This is a genomic window from Ralstonia pickettii (genome assembly GCF_016466415.2).
Lineage (GTDB): Bacteria > Pseudomonadota > Gammaproteobacteria > Burkholderiales > Burkholderiaceae > Ralstonia > Ralstonia pickettii.
In genome coordinates this window covers 811,026-836,953 of record NZ_CP066771.1, presented here as the reverse complement: position 1 = coordinate 836,953, position 25,928 = coordinate 811,026, and the positions used below count along the sequence as shown (strand labels likewise).

Genomic DNA, 25,928 nt, shown 5'->3' with positions numbered 1-25,928 from the left:
AAAATTTGCCGGACGCCAGTCAAACGTCCGGCAATCTGTTTGGTAGAACCCTCTACCGGATCACCGAAGGATCACGAAGTGGTTACCAAGCCACAATCACCGCATCTTTGTACTTCGTCTTGACGAAGGACTTCACAGCGTCGGAATGATACGCCTTCACGAGCTTGGCGACCCAGGGTTGATCCTTGTCGGCCACGCGGATGGCAATCACGTTGGCATACGGGCCCTTCGGGCTTTCGATGGCGATGCCGTCCTTGGTCGGGTCCAGGTTCGCCTTCTCCGCATAGTTGCCGTTGATGGCGGCGGCATCCAGATCATCCAGCGAGCGCGGCAGTTGCGCGGCATCCAATTCGACGAACTTCAGCTTCTTCGGGTTCTCGGCCACGTCGCGCGGCGAGGCCTTGAAACCGGCGTTCGGCTTGAGTTTGATCACGCCCTGCGATTGCAGCAGCAAGAGCGCGCGACCGCCATTGGTGGGGTCGTTCGGCAGGCCGAAGCGCGCACCTTCCTTCAGTTCCTTCAGCGACTTGATCTTCTTCGAGTAGATCCCCATCGGGAAGGTGATGGTCTGGCCGACGCTCACGAACTTGTAGCCGCGCGTGGCAATCTGGTCGTCCAGATACGGCTGGTGCTGATAGCTGTTGGCGTCCAGATCGCCGGCAGCCAGGGCAGCGTTTGGCTGGATGTAATCGTTGAACTCGACGATCTGGAGTTTCAGGCCGTCCTTTTCGGCGACCTTCTTCACTTCTTCCATGATCTCGGCGTGCGGGCCGGCGGTCACGCCGATCTTGATCGGCTTGCTCTGCGCCAGGGCGCTGCCTGCGACCAGTGCCAATGCGGCACCAAGACTCGCGGACCATTGCAGCAGTTGACGGCGGTTCATTGTGTTTCCTCGCTTTGTCTGTCGATTGAGTCATTAACGGTGGCTCAGGCGGCGCACGAGCCAATCGCCCGTCGATTGCACCGCCTGCACGAAGACGATCAGGATGACGACAACCGCCAGCATGATGTCCGATTCATAGCGCTGATAGCCGTAGCGGATGCCCAAGTCGCCCAGGCCGCCGCCGCCGATGGTACCGGCCATGGCCGAGTAGCCGACCAGGCTGACAAAGGTGATCGTCAGGCCGGCGAGGATGCCGGGCATCGCCTCGGGCAGCAACACCTTGTAGACGAGTTGGCCCGTCGTCGCCCCCATCGATTGCGCGGCTTCGATCAGGCCGCGGTCCACTTCGCGCAGCGCAGTCTCGACCAGGCGCGCAACAAAGGGAATCGCAGCAATCGTCAGCGGCACGATGGCCGCGGCAGTGCCAATGGAAGAGCCGGCCAGCAAGCGCGTGAATGGAATTACCGCGACCAGCAGGATGATGAACGGCACCGAACGCACGGCATTGACGACGAGGCCGGCCACGCGGTTGAACACCGGTGCCGACAGCACGCCACCCGTGGTCGTCAGATACAGCAGCACGCCCAGCGGCACGCCAAACAGCGCGCCAATGCCGCCTGACACGCCCACCATGGCCAGCGTTTCCCAGAAGGCCGGCAGGAACAGATCGGTCAGGTCAGACCACATGATTGATCTCCTCGACCACCACGCCTTGCTCGCGCAGGAAGTTCATCGCGTTGTTGATGTCAGCGGTTTCGCCCGACGCCAGGATCGCCAGCGAGCCGAAGGCCTGGCCCTGAATCTCGTCGATGTGGCCATGGAGAATGTTGAAGTCGAGCCCATAGTCGCGGATCGCCTGCGCCAGCACCGGCTGGTCCACGCCTGCACCGGTAAATGCCAGGCGGAACAGGTGGTCACGGCCACCCTGCTCACGCGCGGTGAGGCGACTTTCCACGCGCGCCAGAACGGACGGCGGCAACTCCTGCGAGATCACCTCACCGATGAGCGCGCGCGTCACGTCATGCTCGGGCTTCAGAAACACGTCGATCACGCGGCCCAGTTCCACAACGCGGCCGGCGTCAAGCACCGCCACGCGGTCGCACACCTGCTTGATGACTTCCATCTGGTGTGTGATCAGCACGATAGTCAGACCGAGTTCGCCGTTGATCTTGCGCAGCAGGTCGAGAATCGAGCGCGTCGTCTCCGGGTCCAGCGCGGAAGTTGCCTCATCGGAGAGCAGCACATCGGGCTGGCTCGCCAGCGCGCGGGCAATGCCAACGCGCTGCTTCTGGCCACCGGAAATCTGCGCGGGGTAACGATCCTTGTGTGCGGACAGGCCCACCAGTTCCAGCAGCGGCAACACGATCTCGCGGATGCGTTCGCGCGATGTGCCGGCCAGCTCCAGCGGCAGCGCCACGTTGTCGTACACGGTGCGCGACGACAGCAAATTGAAGTGCTGGAAGATCATGCCGATCTTGCGGCGCGCCTGGCGCAGCCCATCGGCATTCAGTGCGGTGAGCTCCTGCCCCGCCACGGTGACAGTGCCGGAGGTGGGCCGGTTCAGCAGATTGATGACGCGGACGAGCGTGCTCTTGCCCGCGCCGCTGCGGCCGATGATGCCGAAAATCTCTCCCCGGTCGATGGTCAGATCGACGTCGCGCAGCGCGTGGACGTCATGGCCGCCCGCCCCCCGAAAGTGCTGCGATATCCCCTTGAGTTCGATCATGCGTACAGACAAAAACGGCAACCGCCCTGCTTAGGCCGTTGCCGTCTCTTTTTTGTTTGAATGAGGCGCTAGTGTAAGGCAGGCCCCACATGCTAGGAACGATTCTTTCACGATGTCTTTATTACTTTTTCGAATGACATCAATGAATTGTCATCGTTGATAGCCTAAAGCTCGGCAAGTGCCTTGACGTGCGCCACCACGCTGCGGCCAAGCGCGCTGAGGTTGTAGCCGCCCTCCAGACAGCTGACGATCCGGCCCTTGGCGTGTTTGCGCGCCACTTGCATCAGCTGTTTCGTAATCCAGGCGTAGTCCGCCTCGACCAGGCCCATCTGGCCCAGATCGTCTTCGCGATGCGCATCGAAGCCGGCAGAAATGAACAGCATCTCGGGCTCGAACGCCTCCAGGCGCGGCAGCCAGATGGTCTCCACCACCTCGCGTACGGTCAGGCCATTGGTATACGCCGGTAGCGGAATGTTGACCATGTTGGCCGCCACCGCCTCGGTGCCGGAATACGGATAGAACGGGTGCTGGAAGATGCTGCACATCAGCACGCGGGGCTCATCGCGGAAGGCCGCTTCGGTGCCGTTGCCGTGGTGGACATCAAAGTCGACGATCGCCACGCGCTGCAAGCCGTGATGCTCCAGTGCGTGACGCGCGGCCACGGCCACGTTGTTGAAGAAGCAAAAGCCCATCGCGCGGCCAGGCTCGGCATGGTGGCCGGGCGGGCGGACGCTGCAGAAAGCATTTTCAAGTTCGCCTGCGATGACCTTGTCGGTGGCATCCACCGCCGCACCGGCGGCCAGCACTGCGGCCATATAGGTGTGCGGGTTCATCGACGTGTCGGGATCGATCGGCATATAGCCGGCAATCGGCACACTGGCTACCAGCTCGCGCACGTATTCGGCACGATGCACGCGACACAGCTGCGCCTCGGTGGCAGGGGGCGCCTCGCACGGGACGAGCAAGTCTTCGATGCGGCTGGCGATGAGCTGGTCTTCGATCGCGCGCAGGCGGTCCGGGCATTCGGGATGGTGTGGGCCCATCTCGTGCCGGAGGAATTCGGGATGCGTGTAGAGGCCGGTCGCCATGTTGTTGTGATCCGGTGTGCTTCAGTGTCTCCAGCCGCTACGTTAGCACGGCTGTGCGACAACGCCGCGCGCCCTGGCCGAACCAACAGATGCATCCGCTACAATGCCCCGATCCCGTATGAAGCCTGCCCATGAGCCAATCGCTTTCTTCCCGTCGTCCCGTATTGCGCGCCCTGGTGGCTGGCGCAGCGCTCTCCGCGCTCTCTTTCCCGGCGCTCTCGCTGGCGGCCAAGAAGGCCGCCAAATCGTCCAAGCGCCGCGTCGCGGTGCATGAAGAAGAGATTGATCCCGATCGTTATCGCAACAACCCGCAGACGCAGGCCTTCATCGGCATGCTGGTCGCGCAGTACAACTTTGACCGGACATCGCTCGATACGCTGTTTGCGGGCACAGCCTATTCCGCCACGGTGGCGCGCTTGATCCTGCCGCCGGCCACGCCCGCGCGTCGCAGCTGGACGGCCTATCGCGGCCGCTTCATTGAGCCGATCCGCATCGGCGCAGGCGTGCGGTTCTGGCAGCAATACGGCGACACACTGCGCCGCGCCGAGAACGAATTCGGCGTGCCGGCCGATGTGATCGTGGGCATCCTTGGCGTGGAGACCATCTACGGCCGGGACATGGGCAACTTCCGCGTGATTGACGCGCTGTCCACGCTGGCTTTCGACTACCCCGACACGCCCAACCGCGAAGACCGCAGCACGATGTTCCGCAATCAGTTGAAGGACTTCCTGCTCTGGTGCCGCGACACGGGCACGGACACGTTCTCGGTCCTGGGCTCGTATGCGGGCGCAGTGGGCATTCCGCAGTTCATGCCGACCAGCATTCGCGAATACGCCATCGATTACGATCGCGACGGCCACATCGATCTGCGCAACAGCGCGGTGGATGCCATTGGCAGCGTTGCCCGCTTCCTGCAGATGCATGGCTGGGAGCCGAACCGCCCCGTGATGTGGAACATCGCCGGCGATGCCGATAGCCAGGGCATTGCGGCCGCCGCCGCAGATGGCCAGCCGTATCCCGGCATGACGTTGTCCAGGCTCACACGCGCTGGTCTGGCATTGGCTCCGGGTGTGGATACCGCACGCGAGCAGGAAACCGAAGTGCTGATGATCGATCTGCCCACGCCCGGCCAGCCGACCGAATACCGCGTCGGGCTGCGCAATTTCTACGTGCTCACGCGCTACAACCGCAGCTTCTTCTATGCGGCGGCGGTGTACGAGTTGGGCCAGGCCGTGCGCCAGGCGATGCAGGGTTGATCTGCCGTCCACGCAACAAAAAAGCGCAGCTTCGGCTGCGCTTTTTTCATGGCGATGCGGCGTGCCGTCAGGCGGGGAAGACACCCGTCGACAAGTAGCGATCGCCCCGGTCGCACACCACGAACACGATCGTCGCATTTTCGACTTCCTCGGCCACGCGCAGCGCGACGCACAACGCGCCAGCCGCAGAGATCCCGCAGAAGATGCCTTCTTCACGCGCCATGCGTCGCGCCATGTGCTCGGCGTCGGACTGGCTCACCGGTTCGGTGCGATCAATGTATTTCGGATCGTAGATCTTCGGCATGTACGCCTCGGGCCACTTCCGGATGCCCGGAATGCGCGAGCCTTCTTCCGGTTGTGCACCAATGATCTGAATATCCGCGTTCTTCTCTTTCAGGAAGCGCGATACGCCCGTGATGGTGCCCGTCGTGCCCATCGCCGAGACGAAATGCGTAATGCGGCCTTCGGTGTCGCGCCACAGTTCTGGGCCGGTGGTCTCGTAGTGCGCAAGCGGGTTGTCGGGGTTGGCGAACTGATCGAGGATGACGCCCTTGCCTTCCTTCTCCATCGCGTCGGCCAAGTCGCGAGCGTATTCCATCCCGCCCTTGACGGGGGTGAGGATGATCTCGGCACCGTATGCGGCCATGCTCTGGCGGCGTTCCACCGACAAGTCTTCCGGCATGATGAGCACCATCTTGTAGCCTCGCACCGCGGCGGCCATGGCCAGCGCAATACCGGTGTTGCCCGAGGTGGCCTCGATCAGCGTATCGCCCGGCTTGATGCGGCCCCGCGCTTCGGCGCGCTTGATCATGGACAGCGCAGGGCGATCCTTGACCGAGCCGGCAGGGTTATTGCCTTCGAGTTTGCCGAGGATGACATTGCCGCGACGCGCGTTGCCTTCGCCTGGAATGCGCTGGAGCTGGACCAGCGGCGTGTTGCCGATGGTGTCTTCGATCGTGAGATAGGCCATGATGCGTAAGGGACAGGAATCAGGCCATTGTAATGCAGCCCAAATCCCTCCCCCGCGCATGGCAAAACGCCCCGCTAGAGGCGGGGCGTTGTCGGTGGGTGACCCAGCGTTATTTCTTCTTAGCGTCCTTGCCGTCCTTCTTGGCTGCCGGTGCAGGAGCCGGAGCACCGAACGTCAGACCTTCGTTCTCGAGCTTGACGAGCGTCTTGTCACCAATGCCGGACACGCGGGCCTTGAAGTCGGCAGCATCCTTGTACGGACCATTCTTGGTGCGCTCTTCGATAATCAACTTGGAACGCTTGGGGCCAATGCCGGACAGCGTCTCCAGCCCCGCGTGGTCCGCGGTATTTACATCTACCGCCGCCCACGACATCGACAGCATCGACAGGGACATCAGCGCGGTGGCCAATAGTTTCTTCAACATGTGCTTCTCCTGGGTATAGGGAATAAAAAAACCGCCACGTGAGCGGCGGTTTCGGCACATCTTAAAGAGCATCCTGGCGATGCTGCTGCGCACGGACAAAAAGTCACACGCTGTCTGATTCTTTGCAGGACTGACAGGTCAGGCCGGCTGCTTCAGCAGCCACTGACAGTAACGTTCCACGCCTTCCTGCACGGTCAGGAACGGCGCCGCGTAGCCTGCCGCCCGCAGGCGGGACTGGTCAGCCTGCGTGAAACACTGGTATTTGCCGCGCAATGCATCGGGAAATTTGACGTACTCGATGAGACCTTCCTGAGCCAACTCTTCGGTGGAAAGTGCCGGCTTGCCTTCTGCTGCGCGCAACGTGTTCACGACCGTCGTGGCGATATCGTTAAACGGCTGTGCGCGGCCCGTACCGAGATTGAAGATGCCCGACTTGTCCGGATTGTCGAAGAAGAACAGGTTGACCTTCACCACATCTTCCACCGACACAAAATCGCGCATCTGGCCGCCTTGCGGGTAGCCGTTGTACTCGCCGAACAGCTTGACGGTACCTTCTGCGCGGAACTGGTTGAAGTTGTGGAACGCCACCGACGCCATGCGGCCCTTGTGCTGCTCGCGCGGGCCGTAGACGTTGAAGTAGCGGAAGCCGACGATCTGTGACAGCGCGGTCGGCATGACACGGCGCACGATCTGGTCGAACAGCAGCTTGGAGTAGCCATACACATTGAGCGGCCGCTCGAAGTGGGGCTCTTCGCGGAACGTTTCCGACGCGCCGTACGTGGCGGCCGAAGAGGCATAGAGGAACTGCACGCCTTGGTCCAGACACGCGCGCATCACCGCCAGCGAGTAGCGGTAGTTGTTGTCCATCATGTAGCGGCCGTCGGTCTCCATGGTGTCGGAGCAGGCGCCTTCATGGAAGATCGCGCGGACCTTGCCGAACTCGCCGCGCGCAAAGCGTTCGACAAAATCGGTCTTGTCCAGGTAATCGCTGATCTGGCAGTCGACGATGTTCTTGAACTTGTCGGCCCGCGTGAGGTTGTCCACCGCGATGATGTCGGTCTCGCCGCGCTCGTTCAGGCCCTTGACGATGTTGGCGCCGATAAAGCCGGCAGCGCCGGTGACGATGATGGTCATGATCCGTTGATCAGGTGATCAGTTGAAGAGTTCTGCGTGCGTGACGACAGCCGTACCCAGCTTGCCGACCACGATGCCGCCTGCGCGATTCGCGTACTGAACCGCTTCCTTGATGTTGGCGCCCGCACCCAGCAGCGTGGCCAGGGTGGCGATGACAGTGTCGCCCGCACCGGACACGTCGAACACCTCGCGCGCCTGCGCCGACACGTGCAGCACCTCGTGCTCGGTATAAAGCGTCATACCTTCTTCCGAGCGCGTAAGCAGAAGTGCCTCGAGCTGCAACTCACGGCGCAGATTCTGCGCACGGATGGTGAGGTCCTGCTCTGACTTCCACGAGCCGACCACCTGACGCATTTCAGCCCGGTTGGGCGTGATCATGGTCGCGCCCTTGTAGCGCGAATAGTCGTCGCCCTTCGGGTCGACCAGCACGCGGCGGCCCGCCTGGCGCGATGTCTCGATCATCTTGCCGACGTGCGTGAGACCGCCCTTGCCGTAGTCGGACAGCACCACCACGTCGTGCTGCGGCACCAGCGTACCGTAACGATCGAGCACCGACATCAGCACTTCGTGCGTGGGCGCATTTTCAAAATCAACGCGAATCAATTGCTGCTGACGTGCGAGCACGCGCAGCTTGATCGTCGTGTTGACCGCCGGATCCCGATGGAGATGGCCGGTGACGTGGCTCTCGCCGAGCAGCGTTTCGATGCTGCGACCCGGCTCGTCGTCGCCGATCACACCGAGCATGGCTGCCTGCGCACCGAGCGCCGCCACGTTGCGGGCCACGTTGGCCGCACCGCCAAGACGTTCATCCTGGCGCTTGATCTGCACAACGGGCACCGGTGCTTCCGGTGAAATCCGATCGACGTCTCCAAACCAGTAGCGGTCGAGCATCATGTCGCCAACCACCAGGATGCGGGCGGCGTGAATCTGTTCGGAAGCGAGCGTGGTCATGGGTCTGGGCGTCGGCAGCGGCCGGTGGGTCTCGGTGATTACGATTGGGTAGAGCGCCCGATGGCTTGGTATTCAAAGCCCGCATCGCGCATGGCTTGCGGCTCGAACAGGTTGCGGCCGTCGAACACCATCGGCGTCTTCAACAGGGCCTTCACGGCATTAAAGTCCGGGCTGCGGAACGCCTTCCACTCGGTCACGATGACCAGAGCGTCGGCATCCTTGAGCGCGTCCATCTGACCGGCGCAGAACGTCACGCGTTCCAGTTGTTCGGCAGAAAGATCGAGCCCCAACGCATGGCGGGCCTCCTCCATCGCAACCGGGTCATACACTTGCACGCGCGCGCCACGGGCCAGCAGCGCGGCAATCAGAATGCGGCTCGGAGCCTCGCGCATGTCATCGGTGTTCGGCTTGAACGCCAGGCCCCAAATGGCGAATGTGCGACCGGTCAGGTCGGCTCCCAAGCGATCTTCGATCTTGCCGACCAGCACTTCCTTCTGCTTGTCGTTGACAGCTTCGACGGCTTCGAGCACATGCAGCGTCTGACCGTACTCCTGTGCCGTGCGCACCAGCGCTTGCACGTCCTTCGGGAAACACGACCCGCCGTAGCCGGTGCCAGCGTAGAGGAAGCTGTAGCCGATACGCGGGTCAGAGCCGATGCCAAGGCGAACGAGCTCGATGTCTGCGCCCACCTTGTCCGCCAGATTGGCCATCTCGTTCATGAACGAAATGCGCGTGGCGAGCATTGAATTGGCGGCGTATTTAGTGAACTCGGCGGAGCGCACGTCCATGTAGAACGTCCGCTCGTGGTTGCGGTTGAACGGTGCGTAAAGCGTGCGCATGATCGCCTTGGCGCGCAGGCCATCGGCGTCGCCATAGGTGCCGAGCACGATACGGTCGGGGCGCATGAAGTCGTCCACCGCTGCGCCTTCCTTCAGGAATTCCGGATTCGATACCACAGAGAAGCCGATGTCCGACTTGCCGCGCATTGCCAGCACATCGCCCACCGCGGCACGCACCTTGTCGCCCGTTCCCACAGGCACCGTCGATTTGTCGACGATCACCTTGAAGCCCGTCATGTGCTGGGCGATGTTGCGGGCAGCCGCGAGCACGTACTTCAGGTCGGCCGAACCGTCTTCATCCGGCGGCGTGCCCACAGCGATGAACTGCACGTCGCCGTGCGCCACGCTGGCAGCCACATCGGTCGAAAACTGGATGCGGCCAGCCGCACGGTTACGCTCGATCAGCTCTTTCAGACCGGGTTCGTAGATGGGCACGCCGCCGGCGTTGAGCAGGTCGATCTTCTTCTGGTCGACGTCGAGGCAGAACACATCGTTGCCCAGCTCCGCCAGACACGCGCCGGTGACCAGACCGACATAACCGCTACCGATGATGGTGATTTTCATACGAACATTTAAAGATTAAGAAAGCGCCTGCGCGGTCGCCGCAAATACACCGCGCCGGACTGAATTACATGCTGGCGCCACCGCTGCCGCCGAGCGTTTCGGTACGGCGCGGGGCATACGTCTCCCAGCGGTTGCAGCCGGGGCATTGCCAATAAAACAGACGCGCGCGAAAACCGCACTCCTGGCAGGTGTAGCGCGCCAAGTTGCGCGTTCGACTTTGCAGCAAATCCCGAATGGCGCCGAGATCCTGCGCGCGCTGGATATCAGCATTGCTGCCCGCCTCAACCGGATCCGTCAACGCACTCTCGGCTACGTCGGCCGTCGCAGGTGCTTCATGGCCGACCGCCTCGGACGCGCGCGTCGCCTCGGCTTCCACCAGCCGCGTCAACGCCATCAACGAGGGCTGACGGCGAATCTGGTCGCGCATCAGCGCCACGGCATCGTCGATACCGTGCACGTCCAGTTCGTATTTGTAGACCGTATCGAGCAGTTCGGGGCCCAGCCGTGCGTCCATCTTGGAGCGCAACCAGGCGAGCCCCTCTGCGGCACGACCAAGCTGCGTGTACGCCTTCATCAGCCGTTCAGCCACCAAGGGCAAGAACGCAGTGTTTTGCTGTTCGATGCTACGCCAACGCTTGATGGCGCCTTCAACATCGCCCTGCCCTTGCGCCACATCGCCCAACTGAATGGTGGCGCGCACATTCTTGGGATTCTCCTGAAGGGCACGTTCCAGCCATTCGATGGCGCTCGGCACATCCTTGCGCTGCAGCGCTTCCTGCGCGATCTCGCAGCAGAACTGCGCGATCTGCACGGCGTAATCCTTGCCCTGCAGCTTCTGCAATTCACGCGCGGCCTCAATGGCTTTGCGCCACTCTTTCTCGACTTCATACAACTCCAGTAGCACGCGCTTGGCCGGCTCAGCAAATGCGCCTTCCATCAGCATGCGCAGGGATTCCTCGGCGCGATCCAGCAAGCCCGCGCGCAGAAAGTCTTGCCCCAGTTCAAACAAAGCGTGATCGCGCTCATTGGGGGGCAGATCGGGGCGATTGACGAGATTTTGGTGAACGCGAATGGCGCGTTCGGTTTCGCCGCGCCGACGAAACAGGCTGCCGAGCGCAAAGTGCAGCTCGGTGGTCTCTGGGTCCAGCCGAGCAACTTCAATGAAAGCGTCGATGGCCTTGTCCGGCTGCTCGTTGAGCAGGAAATTCAGACCCTTGAAATACGAGCGCGGCAGCGACAATTGTTCGGTGCGCAACTGGCGGGCATCGAGTCGGGCAGCCGCCCAGCCCAAGCCAAACACCAGCGGGATTGCCAACAGCCACCAGAGATCAAAATCCATGCGTCAGACCTTGGGGCCGGGAACGTGATACGGAGAGTCGGCAACCACAGGCGTCGGCACCTCGGTCACCGCTTCGGCCTTCTTCATGCGACCGATCTGACGACGCAGGCGGCTTGCCGCAAAGCGATGCCGCATCACGCGCGGCGCCATCGCCAGCATGGCCAGCAAAATGCCGACAACAAAGAACGCCAAGGCGATCAGGATCAACGGTGAGTGCCAGACCACGCCGAACGGCAGCACGAGCGAGACTTCCGCCGTGTTGTGCAGTGCCAGCACGAAGAGCAGCACAAACAACAGGATACGGATGACCCAGACGAGAAATTTCATGCGGATTCAGAAACGGGCGGCGGTGCGGCTGCAGGATGCGACGCAATTGGCGGCACGATTGCCGGGATGTGCCGCATTGTAGCGGATTCATATGGCGGCCAGCCACGCAGGGCGTGGCAGCACACAGGCATTGCCGGAATAAAAAACGCCCCGGCAGGCGGGGCGTTCCTGAAACAACCAAGTGTTACCTGGCTCAGCGCGACATGGCCAGCGGCACCGACCCATCTACCGGAAAACCGGCAGTCTGACGGCTACTGTCAACCTGTCGGCCGGCCTTTACAGCCGCAAGCGACACGGCAGGCTCGCCCTCCGAAGAAGGCTCGCCTTGTCGCTCCAAGCTGCGGTCAACCCTTTCTCGCAATTCCTTACCGGCCTTGAAGTGCGGCACCCGTTTCTCAGGGACCAGCACCTTCTCGCCGGACTTGGGATTGCGACCGACTCGGGGCGGACGACGATTCAGACCGAAACTCCCGAACCCGCGGATCTCGATACGGTGCCCGTCCGCCAGCGCGTCGGACATCGCATCGAGGATCGTCTTGACCGCGATGTCCGCATCCCGCAGCAGCAACTGCGGAAAGCGGGCGGCCAGCTTTTCCACGAGTTCGGACTTGGTCATGGGCATCTTGCGCGCGTCCTCGTCGTTCTTTAGGGTCGACCCGGTGGATGCTTACTGGTTGGTTTCGTTCAGCTTGGCCTTCAGCAGCGCGCCGAGGTTCGTGGTACCAGCTGCGCCGGTATCCGCCGAGAACTTCTGCATCGCTTCCTGTTGGTCGGCGCTGTCCTTCGCCTTGATGGAGACGTTGATGTTGCGCGACTTGCGATCGATGTTGACGATCATCGCGGTCATCGTTTCGCCTTCCTTCAGCACGTTGCGGGCGTCTTCCACGCGGTCGCTCGAGATTTCCGAGGCACGCAGGTAGCCTTCCACGTCGTCAGCCAGCTGCACAACGGCGCCCTTGGGATCAACGGTCTTGATCGTGACCTGCACGATCGAACCCTTGTCGTTGGTCGACACGAAGTTGTTGAACGGGTCGCCCGACAGTTGCTTGATACCCAGCGAGATGCGTTCCTTGTCGACGTCGATCGCCAGCACCACGGCTTCCACTTCGTCGCCCTTCTTGTACTTGCGAACGGCTTCTTCGCCAGTCTCTTGCCACGACAGGTCCGACAGGTGCACCAGGCCGTCGATGCCGCCCGGCAGACCGATGAACACGCCGAAGTCGGTGATCGACTTGATCTGGCCGGCCAGCTTGTCGCCCTTCTTGTGGTTACGAGCGAAATCGTCCCACGGGTTGGCCTTGCACTGCTTCATGCCCAGGCTGATACGACGCTTGTCTTCGTCGATGTCCAGGACCATGACTTCCACTTCGTCGCCCAGCTGAACAACCTTGGACGGAGCAACGTTCTTGTTGGTCCAGTCCATTTCCGACACGTGCACCAGACCTTCGATGCCGGCTTCGATCTCAACGAACGCGCCGTAGTCGGTCAGGTTGGTCACCTTGCCGAACAGGCGGGTGCCTTGCGGGTAGCGGCGCGAGATGCCGACCCACGGATCTTCGCCCAGTTGCTTGACGCCCAGCGAAACGCGGTTCTTCTCTTGGTCGAACTTGAGGATCTTGGCGGTGATTTCCTGGCCAACCGACAGCACTTCGCTCGGGTGACGCACACGACGCCATGCCAGGTCGGTGATGTGCAGCAGACCGTCGATGCCACCCAGATCCACGAACGCGCCGTAGTCGGTGATGTTCTTGACGATACCGTTGACGATTGCACCTTCCTTGAGCGTTTCCATCAGCTTCTGACGCTCTTCGCCCAGCGTGGCTTCAACCACGGCACGGCGCGACAGCACAACGTTGTTGCGCTTGCGATCCAGCTTGATGACCTTGAATTCGAGGGTCTTGCCTTCGTACGGCGTGGTGTCCTTGATCGGACGCACGTCGACGAGCGAACCCGGCAGGAATGCACGAATACCGTTGACCATGACGGTCAGGCCGCCCTTGACCTTGCCAGTCACCGTACCGGAGATGATCTCGCCGGATTCCAGTGCCTTCTCAAGGTTCAGCCACGAAGCCAGACGCTTGGCCTTGTCGCGCGACAGGATCGTGTCGCCGTAGCCGTTTTCCAGCGCGTCGATTGCGACCGAAACGTAGTCGCCGACTTGCACTTCCAGCTCGCCCTGATCGTTCAGGAACTCTTCGACCGGAACAAAAGCTTCAGACTTCAGGCCCGCGTTCACAACGACGAAGTTGTGGTCGATACGCACAACTTCCGCAGAGATCACTTCGCCAGCCTTCATATTGGACTTGGCGATCGACTCTTCGAACAGGGCGGCAAAAGATTCGTTAGTTTGGGACATAAAGAATGGACATCCGCAGAACATGCCTCGCATTGCTTTCGCACAGAACGGGCGAAGACACGCATGCGGGGTTACGAGTTGAACAACCGCCGGCAGCGACATGCCACCGGCACCGATCGAACCAGTTCAGCCGGGTCAGTTTGCCTTGTTGGCGCCCTGCACCTGACGGTACCAGTCCAGTACCTGCGCGACGACTTCATCGACCGTCATGTCGGACGAATCCAGTTGCCGCGCATCTTGCGCCGGACGCAGCGGTGCGACACTGCGGGTGCGATCCCGCAAATCACGCGCCTCCAAGTCCTGCGAAAGACTTTCCACTATAGCAGAAAAACCCTTTGCAATCAATTGTTTATAGCGCCGCTCGGCGCGTGCCTGCACACTTGCCGTCAGGAACACCTTAAGCACCGCTTCGGGGAAAACCACGGTGCCCATGTCCCGGCCGTCGGCCACGAGACCGGGGGCTTCCAAGAAGGCCCGCTGACGTGCGTGGAGCGCCTCACGCACGGCGCCGTGCACGGCGATGGCCGAAGCTTGATTGCCCACGGACTCATGGCGCAGGGCCAAGCTCACATCTTCGCCCTTGAGCCAGATGCGATCCGCCTTAAAGCGCACATCCAGTTCGCGGGCGATACGCACGAGATTTTCAACGTCGTGGTCATCGACGTTCTCGCGCATGCTTTCGAGGGCCACCAGTCGGTACAGCGACCCGCTGTCCAGCAGATGAAAACCAAGGAGGTCAGCAACTTGGTGAGCGACCGTGCCCTTGCCGGATGCGGTCGGGCCGTCAATGGTGATGACCGGGTAGGGCATGGAAGCAGCGGTGTCGGACATGATGAAAATGCAGGCGGTTAATTGCGATTCAAGCGGTGATGCCGCCGAAGGCCGTGAAATACTCCGGGAACGTCTTGCCGACGCAACGGGGGTCGTTGATCCGCACTGACACCGGACCGAAGGCCGCCAGCGAAAAGGCCATCGCCATGCGATGGTCATCGTAGGTGTCGATGCCGCCGGCCGGCAGCGTCCATTGCGACGGAGGCGTCACGCGAATGTAGTCTGCGCCCTCTTCGACTTCGGCGCCGAGCTTGCGCAGCTCGGTGGCCATGGCGGTCAGGCGGTCGGTTTCCTTGACGCGCCAGCTCGCGATGTTCGTGAGCGTGGTCGTACCGTCGGCAAACAGCGCGGCCACGGCTAGCGTCATTGCCGCATCCGGAATGTGGTTGCAATCCAACTCGACGGCGTGCAACTTGCCGTCGTCGCGCTCGACGCCGCGCACTTCGATCCAGTTGCCGCCAGCCATGACGTTGGCGCCCATTCGGTTGAGCGCATCGGCAAAGCGGACATCGCCCTGGATGCTCGACATGCCAACGCCTTCCACACGCACCGGCCCGCCACCCAGCGCGCCGGCCGCGAGAAAGTACGAAGCGGACGAGGCATCGCCTTCCACAAAAATTTCGCCCGGCGCCTTGTAGACCACGCCAGTCGGCACGGTGAACGACGACCAGCCATCACGCACGACCTGCACGCCGAAGCGCGCCATCAGGTTCAGCGTGATTTCGATGTAAGGCTTGGAAATCAACTCACCGACCACTTCGATGGTGACGTTGCCGGCAGACTCGACCAGCGGCAGCGCCATGAGCAATGCCGTGAGGAACTGGCTCGACACATCGCCGCGCACACGGATCGGTGCGTCGATCTTGACCGGCGCGGCGTGGATCGCCAGCGGCGGATAGCCCTCGTTGCCCGTGTAGTCGATGCGCGCACCGACTTGGCGCAGGCCGTCGACCAAGTCGCCGATCGGCCGTTCGTGCATGCGCGGCACGCCGTGCAGCGTGTACTCGCCACCTTGCAGCGCCAGCGCAGCCGTCAGCGGACGGATGGCTGTGCCCGCATTGCCCATGAACAGGTCGGCCGACTTGTTCGGGAAGCGGCCGCCGGTGCCGGTGACACGGTACGCGTTGTCGCCCAGGCCTTCGACCGAGACGCCCAGCTTGCCAAGCGCTTCGAGCATGACGCGCGTGTCGTCGGAATCCAGTAGGTCGCGCACCACGGTCTCGCCCTGGGCGAGTACCGCGAGCAGCAGCACACGGTTAGAGATGCTCTTGGAGCCCGGCAGCTTGATGGTGCCGCGCGCCGTCTTCAGCGGACCGACGTCGAGATGTTCCATGAATCCATTCAGTTCAAAACGTTATTCGGATTGCCCACCGGCTGCATTTCCGTGCGCCGCACGTTGCGGCCACGCCAGACGCGCTTCGCTGGCACGGCGGAATACCCGCTCGAGCGACGCGCCGTCTTGCTCTGCAATCATCGTCTTCAAACGGCCGATCACGGCTTCATACGTTGTCAGTTCCCGTAGCAACGCATCCCGATTCGATAAGCAGATGTCACGCCACATTTCCGGCGATGATGCAGCGATGCGCGTGAAATCGCGGAAACCGCCGCCTGCAAAATCCAGCTTGAGCGACGCATCTTCGGCATTGATGATCTGCGCGACCAGCGCGTACGACAGCACGTGCGGCAGGTGGCTGACCGCAGCGAACACGGCGTCGTGCTGCACGGCCGACATGATGTGGCAATAGGCGCCCGCGGCTTCCCACATCGCCTGCACACGGGCGATATTGCTGCGACGGTTTTCCTGCAGAGGGCATAGCACGGTCTTTTTGCCGACATAGAGATCGGCCAGCGCTGCCTCCACACCGTTCAGCTCACGGCCGGCAATCGGATGCGCCGGCACGAACTGGCTGACCTGATCGCCCAGCGCCGTCTTGGCGGCCATGATGACGTCGGATTTGGTGCTGCCGGCATCCGTAACGATGGTGTCCGGCCCCAGATGCGGCTGCATGGCGAGCAGCAACGGCAACGTCTGCGCGACGGGTGCGCACAGCACCACCATGTCGGCGCCGCGCACGGCCTCTTCCATAGGTAGCGCTTCGTCGATCACGCCCAGGCGGATCGCCGCCTCAAGCGAGGCGGCCGATCGGCCGACGCCCACGACATGCCCCACCACCCCGGCGCGACGCAAGCCGAGCGCCAGCGAGCCGCCAATCAGGCCCACGCCAACAATCACCAACCGGGAACTCGAAAAAGAAGAGGCCACAACATCGCCCTGCCAGAAAAAAACAAAGCGGCATTGTAGCCCGATGTGCTCGGCGCCCGATGCCTGAAACGGGGCGCCACGGCGGTTACGACGGAAGTTACGCGGCCGCTTTTTCCTGCGCCAGCGCTGCCTCCAGGGCGGCGATGAATGTGGCGTTCTCTTCCGGTAAGCCGATGCTGACGCGCAGCCATTGCGGCAAGCCGTAGTTGCCGACAGGACGCACGATCACACCTTGCTTGAGCAATGCAATGTTCACGCGCGCACCGGCGCCGTTGTCGTCACCCACACGCACCAAGACAAAATTGCCCGATGACGGCACGTATTCAAGGCCCAGCCGATCAAACGCGTCCGTCAGTTGCACGTAGCCGGCAGCGTTCAGTTGAGCCGATTGGCGCAGAAATTCCGCGTCGTTGAGCGCTGCTACCGCCGCTGCTTGCGCCAGGCTGTTGACGTTGAACGGCTGGCGGATGCGATTGAGCAGATCGGTCAATTGAGGTTGCGCAATGCCGTAGCCAACACGTAAGCCGGCCAGCCCGTACGCCTTGGAGAACGTGCGCGACACCAGCAAGTTCGGGTATTGGCGCACCCACGCGGTGGAGTCGTACTGCTGCTCCGGCTCCAGGAATTCGTTGTACGCCTCGTCCAGCACGACGACCACCGTCGGCGGCACCTTCGCCAGGAACGCCGCAATCGCATCGGCCGGCAGGAACGTGCCGGTCGGGTTGTTCGGGTTGGCGATGTAGATCAGGCGGGTGTCCGGCGTGATGGCAGCGGCCATCGCGTCGAGGTCATGGCCGTAATCGCGGGCCGGCACCTCGATGGCGCGCGCGCCCACTTCCTGGGCCGCGAGCGCATACACGGCAAACGAGTGCTGCGCGTAAATCACGGCCTGCCCTGGCGACACCAGCGCGCGAGCGGCCAGCTCAAGGATGTCATTGCTCCCGTTGCCGAGCGTGATCCATGTTTCGGGCACGCCAAACTTGGCATGCAGCGCGGCCTTCAGGCTGAAACCGTTGGCATCCGGATAGCGCGCCAGTTCGTCAATGGCCGCAGCCATCGCATTCTTGGCCGACTGCGGCATGCCCAGCGGGTTTTCGTTGGACGCCAGCTTGACGATGCGCGCGGCATCCAGGCCGAACTCACGTGCCACTTCGGAAATCGGCTTGCCGGCCACATAAGGGGCGATGGCGCGGACATACTCGGGGCCGAACTGCAACGACATGGGGTGCTCCTCCGTTATCGACGCTCTGCCCGTGCAGAGCGCCTTGAATCCCTCAATGTGCCGAGGGATAGGACCCCAACACTTTGAAATACGCTGCGTCGTGACGCAGTTTTTCCAGCGCGCGCGCTACTTGCGGGTCGCGCTGATGGCCTTCCACGTCGACGTAGAAGTAGTACTCCCACGCGCCGCTGCGCGCCGGACGCGACTCGAAGCGGCACATCGACACGCCGTTCTCGGCCAACGGGGCCAGCAACTTGTAGACGGCGCCGGCCTCGTTCGGCACCGACAAAATCAACGACGTCTGATCGCGTCCGCTCGGCTCCGTCTCGTAATTGCCGATCACGACAAAGCGCGTGCGGTTGTGCGGATCGTCTTCCACATTGGCACGCACCACGTGCAGGCCGTAGCGGTTGGCTGCCTGCACGCTTGCCAGCGCGGCGACCGTTTCGTCCTCGCCAGCCATGCGCGCGGCCTCGGCGTTGCTCGACACGGCCTCGCGCGGCAGGTTCGGATAGTTCGTGTTCAACCACCGTTGGCACTGCGCCAGCGCCTGCGCATGCGCACGCACCACCTTCACCTGCGACATGTCGCCCGTCTTGTGCAGCAAGTTATGGTGCACCCGCAGCGCAATCTCGCCGCTGATCTTCAGCGACGTCTGCAAGAACAGATCGAGCGTGCGCGACACCACGCCTTCCGTCGAATTTTCGACCGGCACCACGCCGCAATCGACCGTGCCGGACTCCGCCGCGCGAAACACTTCGTCGATGCTCGGGCACGGCATCGGCTGGATCTCGTGTCCGAAATGCGCGATCACCGCCTGCTCCGAAAACGTGCCCGCCGGGCCGAGGTAACCGATCCGCAGCGCCTGTTCCAGGCCACGGCACGCCGACATCACCTCGCGCCAGATGGCGGCGATGCTCTCGTCGTGCAGCGGCCCCGGATTGCCCGACTGCATCTTGCGAATGACCTGCAGTTCGCGATCCGGCCGGAATGCCGGCGACGAATAGCGCTTCTTCACCTCGCCCACTTCCTGCGCCACCTTGGCGCGATCGGAGAGGAGCGAAAGAAGCTGGTTGTCGATGGCGTCGATCTGCGTGCGCAACGGCGCAAGCTCCGCCGCCAATGCGGCGTCCTTGTTTTGCTTCGTATCGTCTGACTGACTGGTCATTGTAGGAATCGGGTTCGGCAACGGATTGCAAATTGCCGCGCGAAGCGTGCGTTTCGCGCAATGTTCTGCCGTGATTGAGGGTGGGCCTTACGCCGACACTCGTTCAAAATCACGCATGAAGTCGACCAGCGCCTCCACACCTTCCAGCGGCATCGCGTTATAGATGCTCGCTCGCATGCCGCCCACGGACTTGTGGCCCTTGAGCTGTACCAACCCCCGCTCGCGCGCCTGCGCGAGGAACGCCTCGCTGCGGGACTCGTCGTTGAGGAAGAACGGCACATTCATGCGCGACCGGCACGTCGGATGAATCTCATTGCGGTAGAAGCTGCTGGCATCGATAAAGTCGTACAGCATCTTCGACTTGATGATGTTCCGCGTTTCCAGCGCCTCAACCCCGCCCTGGCGCTTGATCCACTGGAACACAAGCCCCGCGATGTAGATGGCGTAAGTGGGCGGCGTGTTGTACATCGAGCCGTTCTCGGCCACGAGGCGCCAGTTGAACGCAGACGGGCATAGCGGGTGCGCATGACCCAGAAGGTCCTTGCGGACGATGGCGATCGTCAGGCCGGCAGGGCCGATGTTTTTCTGCGCGCCGCCGTACAGGACCTGGTAGCCGTTCCAGTCGATCGGCCGCGAGAGAATGTGGCTCGACACGTCGGATACCACCACACGCCCGTGCGACTGACCGACGTCGGGCGTTTCCTGATACTCAACGCCAACAATGGTTTCGTTTGTGCAGAGGTGCACGTAGGCCGCGTCCGACGACAGCTTCCAGCTCGACACATCCGGAATCTTGTGGAAACGCTCGGCCTCGCTCGTGGCGGCGATGTTCACCTCGCCGTACTTGCGCGCCTCCTGCTGCGACTTGACCGACCACGTGCCGGTGACGACGTAATCCGCCTTCGGCGCATCGGCCGACAGCCGGCGCATCAGGTTCAGCGGCACGATCGCGTTTTCGGCGATGGCACCACCTTGCAGGAAAAGGATTTCGTAGTTGTCCGGCACGGCCAACAACTGGCGCAAATCGCTGAACGCCGCTGCCAGGATGCTTTCAAACTCGCGGCCGCGATGACTCATCTCCATGACGCTCATGCCGCTGCCGTGCCAGGAGACCATCTCCTCCTTCGCCTGTTCCAGCACCTCGAGCGGCAGCACTGCCGGCCCTGCCGAAAAGTTGTACACACGCGCCTGGCTGGCTTGGAGGGCTCGATCCGCTTGGTTCATAGGACGAAGGGCAAAAGAAAAATGGCTGTCTGGGCACAAACCCAAGCAGCCATTATCTACCAACTGACAGCCCGACGGGGATTGTGTCCCGATCGTCTGTCTATGCCGGTCAATTACTTCGCAGCAGCAGCAGCAGCAACTTCCTTGTCAGCCATGTCGCGCATCTTCTTGCCGACTTGCGGACCGTACTTCTGCATCACATTGCCCCACACTTCCTGCATGGCCTTGCCTTGGTTGGCCATGAACTTCTGGCCGCTGGGAGTCTTCAGGAACGTGGTCAGGTCCTTGATTTCCTGGGTCGAGTAGTACTTGCCCAGCGAGTCATAGTGGGCTTGCAGGGCGTCCTTGCGGAAGGCTTCCGTGTCGAAGTCCTTGCCAGCGCCGTCGGTCATGCGCTGCACAGCGCCGTTCTTCTTCAGCTTGTCGACAGCCGCTTGCTTCTGCTTGTCATTCAGAGTCTTGTTCTCCACCAGTGCCTGCTCCAGCACCAGCGGGGCTTCCTGCTTTGCGCCGTTGGCCAGCACTTCACCCTGACCCTTGATGGCTGCGTCGACGTTCATCGTCGTCAGCAGATCCTTGATGGCTGCCGTCTTGTCAGCGTCGCCAGCCTGCGCGAATGCAAACAGCGGAGCGAAACCGGCCACCACGATCAGATGTTTGAGTTTGAGACTCTTGTGCATTGTTGCTCCCTTGAGATAAGCGTTGCGTTTAGGCCGGGCGTGTGATGCAAAAGTTCCAGGCCCTTGCCGCGCACAGGTCCGGCATCATGACAGAACTGCGCCTAACGGCAAGCAAAAGATGTTTCCAATTATGTCTCGCTGCTGTCATCCGGCTGTGCATCGGCATCCGGGGCGGCGTCCGCCGCATCAGCACCCTCGACACTCTCCGCGCCTTCAGCGTCGGACTCCATCACCCGTTGCAGCCCGGACAGCTTGTTGCCCTCACCCACCGAGATGAGCGTGACGCCTTGCGTGGCGCGACCCATTTCGCGAATCTCGTCCACACGCGTACGGATCAGCACGCCACCTGTCGTGATCAGCATGATCTCGTCTTCAGGCGCGACAAGCGCCGCAGCCACGACCTTGCCGTTACGCTCCGAAGTCTGGATGGCGATCATGCCTTTCGTGCCGCGGCCATGTCGGGTGTATTCCGAGATCGGGGTACGCTTGCCGTAGCCGTTTTCGGTGGCGGTCAGCACGCTACCCGCAACGGATTGAGCACCTTCGCCCGCGGTTTCTGCCGGCGCGACCAACATGGCAATCACCTGCTGGTTCTCTTCGAGATTCATACCGCGCACACCGCGCGCCTGACGACCCATCGGGCGCACGTCGTTCTCATCGAAGCGCACCGCCTTTCCGGCGTCGGAGAACAGCATCACATCATGCTGACCATCGGTAATGTCCGCGCCGATCAGGAAATCGCCCTCATCCAAATCGACCGCGATAATGCCGGCCTTGCGCGGATTCGAGAATTCGGTGAGCGCCGTCTTCTTGACCGTCCCCTTGGAGGTGGCCATAAAGACGAAGTGCTGCTCGTCGAACTGCTTCACCGGCAGGATCACGTTGATCTTCTCGCCCGGCGACAGCGGGAACATATTGACGATCGGGCGACCGCGCGAGTTACGGCTGCCCTGTGGCACCTCCCACACCTTCAGCCAATACAGACGGCCGCGGTTCGAGAAGCAGAGGATGTAATCGTGTGTGTTGGCGACGAATAGCGTGTCGATCCAATCGTCTTCCTTGGTCGCCGCAGCTTGCTTGCCGCGGCCGCCACGCTTTTGCGCCCGGTATTCGGAAATCGGCTGGCTCTTCATGTAGCCGCTGTGGGACAGCGTCACCACCAGATCTTGTGGCGTAATGAGGTCTTCTGTATCCAACTCGGTCGCATTGTGCTCGATCTGCGAGCGACGCTCATCGCCGAATTCCGCGCGGATCGCGGTCAGTTCCTCGACGATGATGGCAGTAATACGTTCCGGCCGCGCCAGGATATCCAGCAGATCGGCGATCTGCGCCATCACTTCGCGGTATTCCTGGACGATCTTGTCCTGCTCCAGCCCGGTGAGGCGTTGCAGGCGCATCTGCAGAATTTCCTGCGCTTGCGTATCCGACAGCCTGTACAAGCCGTCGCCCTGCATACCAAACACCGGGAGCAGACCTTCCGGACGATACGCGGCGCCACCGCCGGAGGTTTCGCTCTCGGCGCGAACGAGCATGTCGCGGACGAGGCCCGAATCCCAACTGCGGTTCATCAGCTCAGCCTTGGCGACCGGCGGGGTCGGGGCGGCCTTGATGATGGCGATGAACTCGTCGATGTTGGCAAGCGCAACAGCCAGACCTTCCAGGATGTGACCACGCTCGCGCGCCTTGCGCAGGTCGAACACGGTGCGACGCGTCACCACCTCGCGGCGATGCAGCAGGAAGCACTCCAGCATCTGGCGCAGGTTCAGCAGGCGCGGCTGGCCGTCGACCAGCGCCACCATGTTCATGCCGAACGTGTCTTGCAGCTGCGTATTCTTATAGAGGTTGTTGAGCACAACCTCCGGCACCTCGCCGCGCTTCAGTTCGATCACCACGCGCATGCCGGACTTGTCCGATTCGTCGCGAATGTCGGAAATGCCTTCGATGCGCTTTTCGGTGACCAGCTCGGCAATACGCTCGAGCAGCGTGCGCTTGTTAACTTGATACGGCAGTTCGTCGACGATGATCGCCTGGCGCTGGCCGCGGTCGATATCTTCGAAGTGCGTCTTGGCGCGCATCACCACACGGCCGCGGCCGGTCCGATAGCCTTCACGCACACCCGAAATGCCATAGATAATGCCCGCCGTCGGGAAATCCGGCGCCGGAATCAGTTCGATCAGCTCGTCGACCGTCGCTTCCGGGTTGCGCAGCAAGTGCAAGCAGCCATCAACCACCTCATTGAGGTTGTGCGGCGGAATGTTTGTCGCCATCCCCACCGCAATCCCGGACGAACCGTTGATCAGCAAGTTGGGAATGCGCGCCGGCAGAACGGACGGTTCAGTTTCGGAGCCGTCGTAGTTCGGCTCGAAATTGACGGTTTCCTTGTCGAGGTCGGCCAGCAGTTCGTGGGCGATCTTCGAGAGGCGGATTTCGGTGTAACGCATCGCCGCGGCGTTGTCGCCGTCGACCGAGCCGAAGTTGCCTTGGCCGTCGACCAGCATGTAGCGCAGCGAGAAGTTCTGCGCCATCCGCACGATGGTGTCGTATACAGCAGTGTCGCCGTGGGGGTGATACTTACCGATCACATCCCCGACGATACGGGCGGACTTCTTATAGGGGCGATTCCAGTCGTTGTTCAGCTCGTGCATTGAGTACAGCGCACGGCGATGCACCGGCTTGAGACCATCCCGCACATCGGGAAGCGCGCGGCCCACGATCACGCTCATGGCGTAAGCGAGGTACGAACTGCGCATTTCTTCTTCGAGCGATACCGGGAGTGTCTCTTTGGCGAATTGATCCATTGGGCGAACGGTGGGAGGTCCCTAGTGAGCACGGTGACGCGCACCACAGGACGCTGCGGTTGCGCGAATAACAGAACATTTTACCATGCCGCAAGCCCCCTCCCCTCATGCGCGCGAGCGACGCATCGTCAACCCCGGGCACGTTCCCTGCGAGGGAGGGCAAAACCGGCGACCCAATCCCCATAAGGGTTTGCGAGCCATTTCCTGCCTTGTTGCGTACACACCACAAGGCCATGGCGCCCCGTTCGAATCGCTTATATTTGCTTTTTAGGAGTGCGTGCTTGTGGCACAATCCCCCAGCGAAGAGGCAGACATTGTTCGAAGTGGAGCCTTCACCACACCGAGAATGTTATACTCCGAAGAATGTATGACTTGTTTTCGTCCCATCTGCTCGCAGTCTTCTGCGGTGATCTCATCCTGAGAGGAGAAATATGAAAAAATTTGCCAAGCTCGCGTTCGCTGCAGCTGCGGTAGCCATGGCTGCGTCCGCTTACGCTCAGTCGGTGCCCTACGAAAAGAAGGCCGTCAACGACAACTGGGGTAACGGCACGAGCGAGTGGGTCTGGAAGAACGGCACGAACGAACTGTGCTGGCGCAATGGCTTCTGGACGCCGGCAACCGCCAACGCTCAGTGCGACGGCGCTCTGGCCCCGGCTGCTGCTCCGACCGCTGCTCCGGCTGCTCCGGCTGCTCCGGTTGTGTCGAGCGAAAAGGTTACGTTCGCTGCTGACACCCTGTTCGATTTCGACAAGGCTGTGCTGAAGCCGGAAGGCAAAGCCAAGCTGGACGACCTGATCTCGAAGCTGAATGGCATCAACCTGGAAGTCGTGATCGCCGTTGGCCACACCGACTCGTTCGGTTCGGACAAGTACAACGACCGCCTGTCGGTCCGTCGTGCTGAAGCCGTCAAGGGCTACCTGGTCAGCAAGGGCATCGAAGCCAACCGTGTCTACACGGAAGGCAAGGGCAAGCGCCAGCTGAAGGTTGATCCGAAGTCGTGCAAGGGCGCTCGCAAGGCACAAATCGCCTGCCAGCAACCGAACCGCCGCGTGGACGTCGAAGTGGTCGGCACCCGCAAGGCTCAGTAAGTCGGTTCACACCGGGAAAAAGCCCAGCGAAAGCTGGGCTTTTTTTCGTCCATAGGTCTGCGGATCTTCCTCGTCTGGTCTACTTCGGGATGGGCATTGAAAAAGCGATGACGCCAAATGCGCCATCGCTTTTTTGCTTTTGGGGCGCCCAGCGCCCCTTTTTTATAACTGCCCCTCTTACTAATAAGAAGGTGTCGCCTGATCGTTGGCGACCATGGCGCGATCGCCAACACGCAGGTTGTTCGGATTCCGCTGCGTCACGGTCGCGACGCGGCCATCGTCCAGGCGCACACTGATGCGGTACACGGTTTGCCCACCGGCACCGGCGCGCTGTTCAACCTGGTTGCCTGCATAGGCGCCAAGCGCTGCGCCGCCAATGGTCGCAACGGTGTTGCCCGTACCGCCGCCCACTTGGTGACCGAGGATACCGCCGGCCACCCCACCGATAATCGTGCCCAAGATGCCCGGGCTATTGGCCGGAGCTTGCATCGGCTGGATCGATTCGACTCGGCCATACAGTGCGCCCGTTTGCTGCGGCTGCCCGCCATAAGCCGGTTGCTGGCCGTACGCCGGAGGCTGTTGAGAATACCCGCCGTTATAGCCACCGCCGTAACCCGGCGCGGCGCAACCTGCCAGCACCGTGAGGCCAGCAACACCCAGTCCTATCAGAATGTGTTTGGATTTCATTGATCTCTCCTTGAGCGAAGGTGACAGTTGGAGGAATTGCATGCGCGTTTGTTCACGTCTGTTTCAATGTGAAACCTTTTCGCAGACCCTTGATTTGGTCGGGGCCTCGC

At 61.8% G+C, this 25,928-nt stretch carries 24 protein-coding genes; 2 read left to right on the top strand and 22 right to left on the bottom strand.

Annotation, left to right across the window (positions count from 1 at the left end):
• Positions 1 to 82 precede the first annotated feature (82 nt).
• From RP6297_RS03990 to RP6297_RS03975, 4 genes are all read right to left on the bottom strand, one after another.
• The gene (locus RP6297_RS03990; protein WP_009238640.1) at positions 83 to 883 is read right to left on the bottom strand and encodes a MetQ/NlpA family ABC transporter substrate-binding protein; all 801 of its coding nucleotides are present in this window, start codon (positions 881 to 883) and stop codon (positions 83 to 85) included.
• A gap of 33 nt (positions 884 to 916) precedes the next feature.
• Positions 917 to 1,570 (bottom strand): methionine ABC transporter permease, encoded by a 654-nt coding sequence (locus RP6297_RS03985; RefSeq protein ID WP_009238641.1) that lies wholly within the window; start codon positions 1,568 to 1,570, stop codon positions 917 to 919.
• Positions 1,560 to 2,609 (bottom strand): methionine ABC transporter ATP-binding protein, encoded by a 1,050-nt coding sequence (locus RP6297_RS03980; protein WP_009277346.1) that lies wholly within the window; start codon positions 2,607 to 2,609, stop codon positions 1,560 to 1,562. Before RP6297_RS03980 ends, RP6297_RS03985 begins: the two co-directional genes overlap by 11 nt.
• A gap of 164 nt (positions 2,610 to 2,773) precedes the next feature.
• Complete coding sequence (locus RP6297_RS03975; protein WP_009238643.1) at positions 2,774 to 3,697, bottom strand: histone deacetylase family protein; 924 nt, start codon at positions 3,695 to 3,697, stop codon at positions 2,774 to 2,776.
• Positions 3,698 to 3,828: 131 nt separating this feature from the next.
• On the opposite strand from RP6297_RS03975, the gene mltB reads away from it, so the two are divergent.
• The gene (mltB, locus tag RP6297_RS03970; protein WP_009238644.1) at positions 3,829 to 4,953 is read left to right on the top strand and encodes a lytic murein transglycosylase B; all 1,125 of its coding nucleotides are present in this window, start codon (positions 3,829 to 3,831) and stop codon (positions 4,951 to 4,953) included.
• A 67-nt stretch (positions 4,954 to 5,020) separates the two neighbouring features.
• Here the strand turns inward: mltB and cysM are convergent, their stop codons facing one another.
• From cysM to gyrA, 17 genes are all read right to left on the bottom strand, one after another.
• Positions 5,021 to 5,923, bottom strand: coding sequence for a cysteine synthase CysM (gene cysM / locus RP6297_RS03965; protein WP_009238645.1), 903 nt, complete (start codon positions 5,921 to 5,923; stop codon positions 5,021 to 5,023).
• 109 nt (positions 5,924 to 6,032) lie between these two features.
• Positions 6,033 to 6,347: a ComEA family DNA-binding protein gene (locus RP6297_RS03960; protein WP_009238646.1), complete on the bottom strand. Its 315-nt coding sequence runs from the start codon at positions 6,345 to 6,347 to the stop codon at positions 6,033 to 6,035.
• Positions 6,348 to 6,485: 138 nt separating this feature from the next.
• Positions 6,486 to 7,481 (bottom strand): ADP-glyceromanno-heptose 6-epimerase, encoded by a 996-nt coding sequence (gene rfaD / locus RP6297_RS03955; protein WP_009238647.1) that lies wholly within the window; start codon positions 7,479 to 7,481, stop codon positions 6,486 to 6,488.
• Positions 7,482 to 7,499: 18 nt separating this feature from the next.
• On the bottom strand, positions 7,500 to 8,432 hold the full coding sequence (gene rfaE1, locus RP6297_RS03950) for a D-glycero-beta-D-manno-heptose-7-phosphate kinase (RefSeq protein WP_009238648.1): 933 nt from the start codon (positions 8,430 to 8,432) through the stop codon (positions 7,500 to 7,502).
• A gap of 38 nt (positions 8,433 to 8,470) precedes the next feature.
• Positions 8,471 to 9,835: a UDP-glucose dehydrogenase family protein gene (locus tag RP6297_RS03945; protein WP_009238649.1), complete on the bottom strand. Its 1,365-nt coding sequence runs from the start codon at positions 9,833 to 9,835 to the stop codon at positions 8,471 to 8,473.
• 64 nt (positions 9,836 to 9,899) lie between these two features.
• A complete protein-coding gene (gene lapB / locus RP6297_RS03940) occupies positions 9,900 to 11,174 on the bottom strand; it encodes a lipopolysaccharide assembly protein LapB (protein WP_009238650.1) in 1,275 nt (424 codons plus the stop codon).
• A gap of 3 nt (positions 11,175 to 11,177) precedes the next feature.
• Entirely contained in the window at positions 11,178 to 11,501 is a 324-nt protein-coding gene (locus tag RP6297_RS03935) for a LapA family protein (protein ID WP_009238651.1), read from the bottom strand.
• Positions 11,502 to 11,694: 193 nt separating this feature from the next.
• Complete coding sequence (locus RP6297_RS03930; RefSeq protein WP_009238652.1) at positions 11,695 to 12,123, bottom strand: integration host factor subunit beta; 429 nt, start codon at positions 12,121 to 12,123, stop codon at positions 11,695 to 11,697.
• 45 nt (positions 12,124 to 12,168) lie between these two features.
• Complete coding sequence (rpsA, locus tag RP6297_RS03925) at positions 12,169 to 13,857, bottom strand: 30S ribosomal protein S1 (RefSeq protein ID WP_009238653.1); 1,689 nt, start codon at positions 13,855 to 13,857, stop codon at positions 12,169 to 12,171.
• Between the two features lie 135 nt (positions 13,858 to 13,992).
• Positions 13,993 to 14,688: a (d)CMP kinase gene (gene cmk, locus RP6297_RS03920; protein ID WP_009238654.1), complete on the bottom strand. Its 696-nt coding sequence runs from the start codon at positions 14,686 to 14,688 to the stop codon at positions 13,993 to 13,995.
• A gap of 28 nt (positions 14,689 to 14,716) precedes the next feature.
• Positions 14,717 to 16,021 (bottom strand): 3-phosphoshikimate 1-carboxyvinyltransferase, encoded by a 1,305-nt coding sequence (aroA, locus tag RP6297_RS03915; RefSeq protein WP_009238655.1) that lies wholly within the window; start codon positions 16,019 to 16,021, stop codon positions 14,717 to 14,719.
• A gap of 21 nt (positions 16,022 to 16,042) precedes the next feature.
• On the bottom strand, positions 16,043 to 16,951 hold the full coding sequence (locus RP6297_RS03910; RefSeq protein ID WP_037027456.1) for a prephenate dehydrogenase: 909 nt from the start codon (positions 16,949 to 16,951) through the stop codon (positions 16,043 to 16,045).
• A gap of 97 nt (positions 16,952 to 17,048) precedes the next feature.
• Positions 17,049 to 18,173, bottom strand: coding sequence for a histidinol-phosphate transaminase (hisC, locus tag RP6297_RS03905; RefSeq protein ID WP_009238657.1), 1,125 nt, complete (start codon positions 18,171 to 18,173; stop codon positions 17,049 to 17,051).
• A 52-nt stretch (positions 18,174 to 18,225) separates the two neighbouring features.
• On the bottom strand, positions 18,226 to 19,341 hold the full coding sequence (gene pheA, locus RP6297_RS03900) for a prephenate dehydratase (protein WP_009238658.1): 1,116 nt from the start codon (positions 19,339 to 19,341) through the stop codon (positions 18,226 to 18,228).
• Positions 19,342 to 19,428: 87 nt separating this feature from the next.
• Entirely contained in the window at positions 19,429 to 20,565 is a 1,137-nt protein-coding gene (gene serC, locus RP6297_RS03895) for a 3-phosphoserine/phosphohydroxythreonine transaminase (protein WP_009238659.1), read from the bottom strand.
• Between the two features lie 113 nt (positions 20,566 to 20,678).
• Positions 20,679 to 21,245, bottom strand: coding sequence for a DUF2059 domain-containing protein (locus tag RP6297_RS03890; protein WP_009238660.1), 567 nt, complete (start codon positions 21,243 to 21,245; stop codon positions 20,679 to 20,681).
• Positions 21,246 to 21,373: 128 nt separating this feature from the next.
• Positions 21,374 to 24,043, bottom strand: coding sequence for a DNA gyrase subunit A (gene gyrA, locus RP6297_RS03885; RefSeq protein WP_009238661.1), 2,670 nt, complete (start codon positions 24,041 to 24,043; stop codon positions 21,374 to 21,376).
• 431 nt (positions 24,044 to 24,474) lie between these two features.
• Here gyrA and ompA point away from each other — a divergent pair, with 431 nt between their 5' ends.
• Positions 24,475 to 25,131, top strand: a complete 657-nt coding sequence (ompA, locus tag RP6297_RS03880) for an outer membrane protein OmpA (protein WP_009238662.1) — start codon at positions 24,475 to 24,477, stop codon at positions 25,129 to 25,131.
• 180 nt (positions 25,132 to 25,311) lie between these two features.
• On the opposite strand, the gene RP6297_RS03875 is transcribed toward ompA, so the two are convergent.
• Complete coding sequence (locus RP6297_RS03875) at positions 25,312 to 25,818, bottom strand: outer membrane lipoprotein (RefSeq protein WP_009238663.1); 507 nt, start codon at positions 25,816 to 25,818, stop codon at positions 25,312 to 25,314.
• Between the last annotated feature and the right edge of the window lie 110 nt (positions 25,819 to 25,928).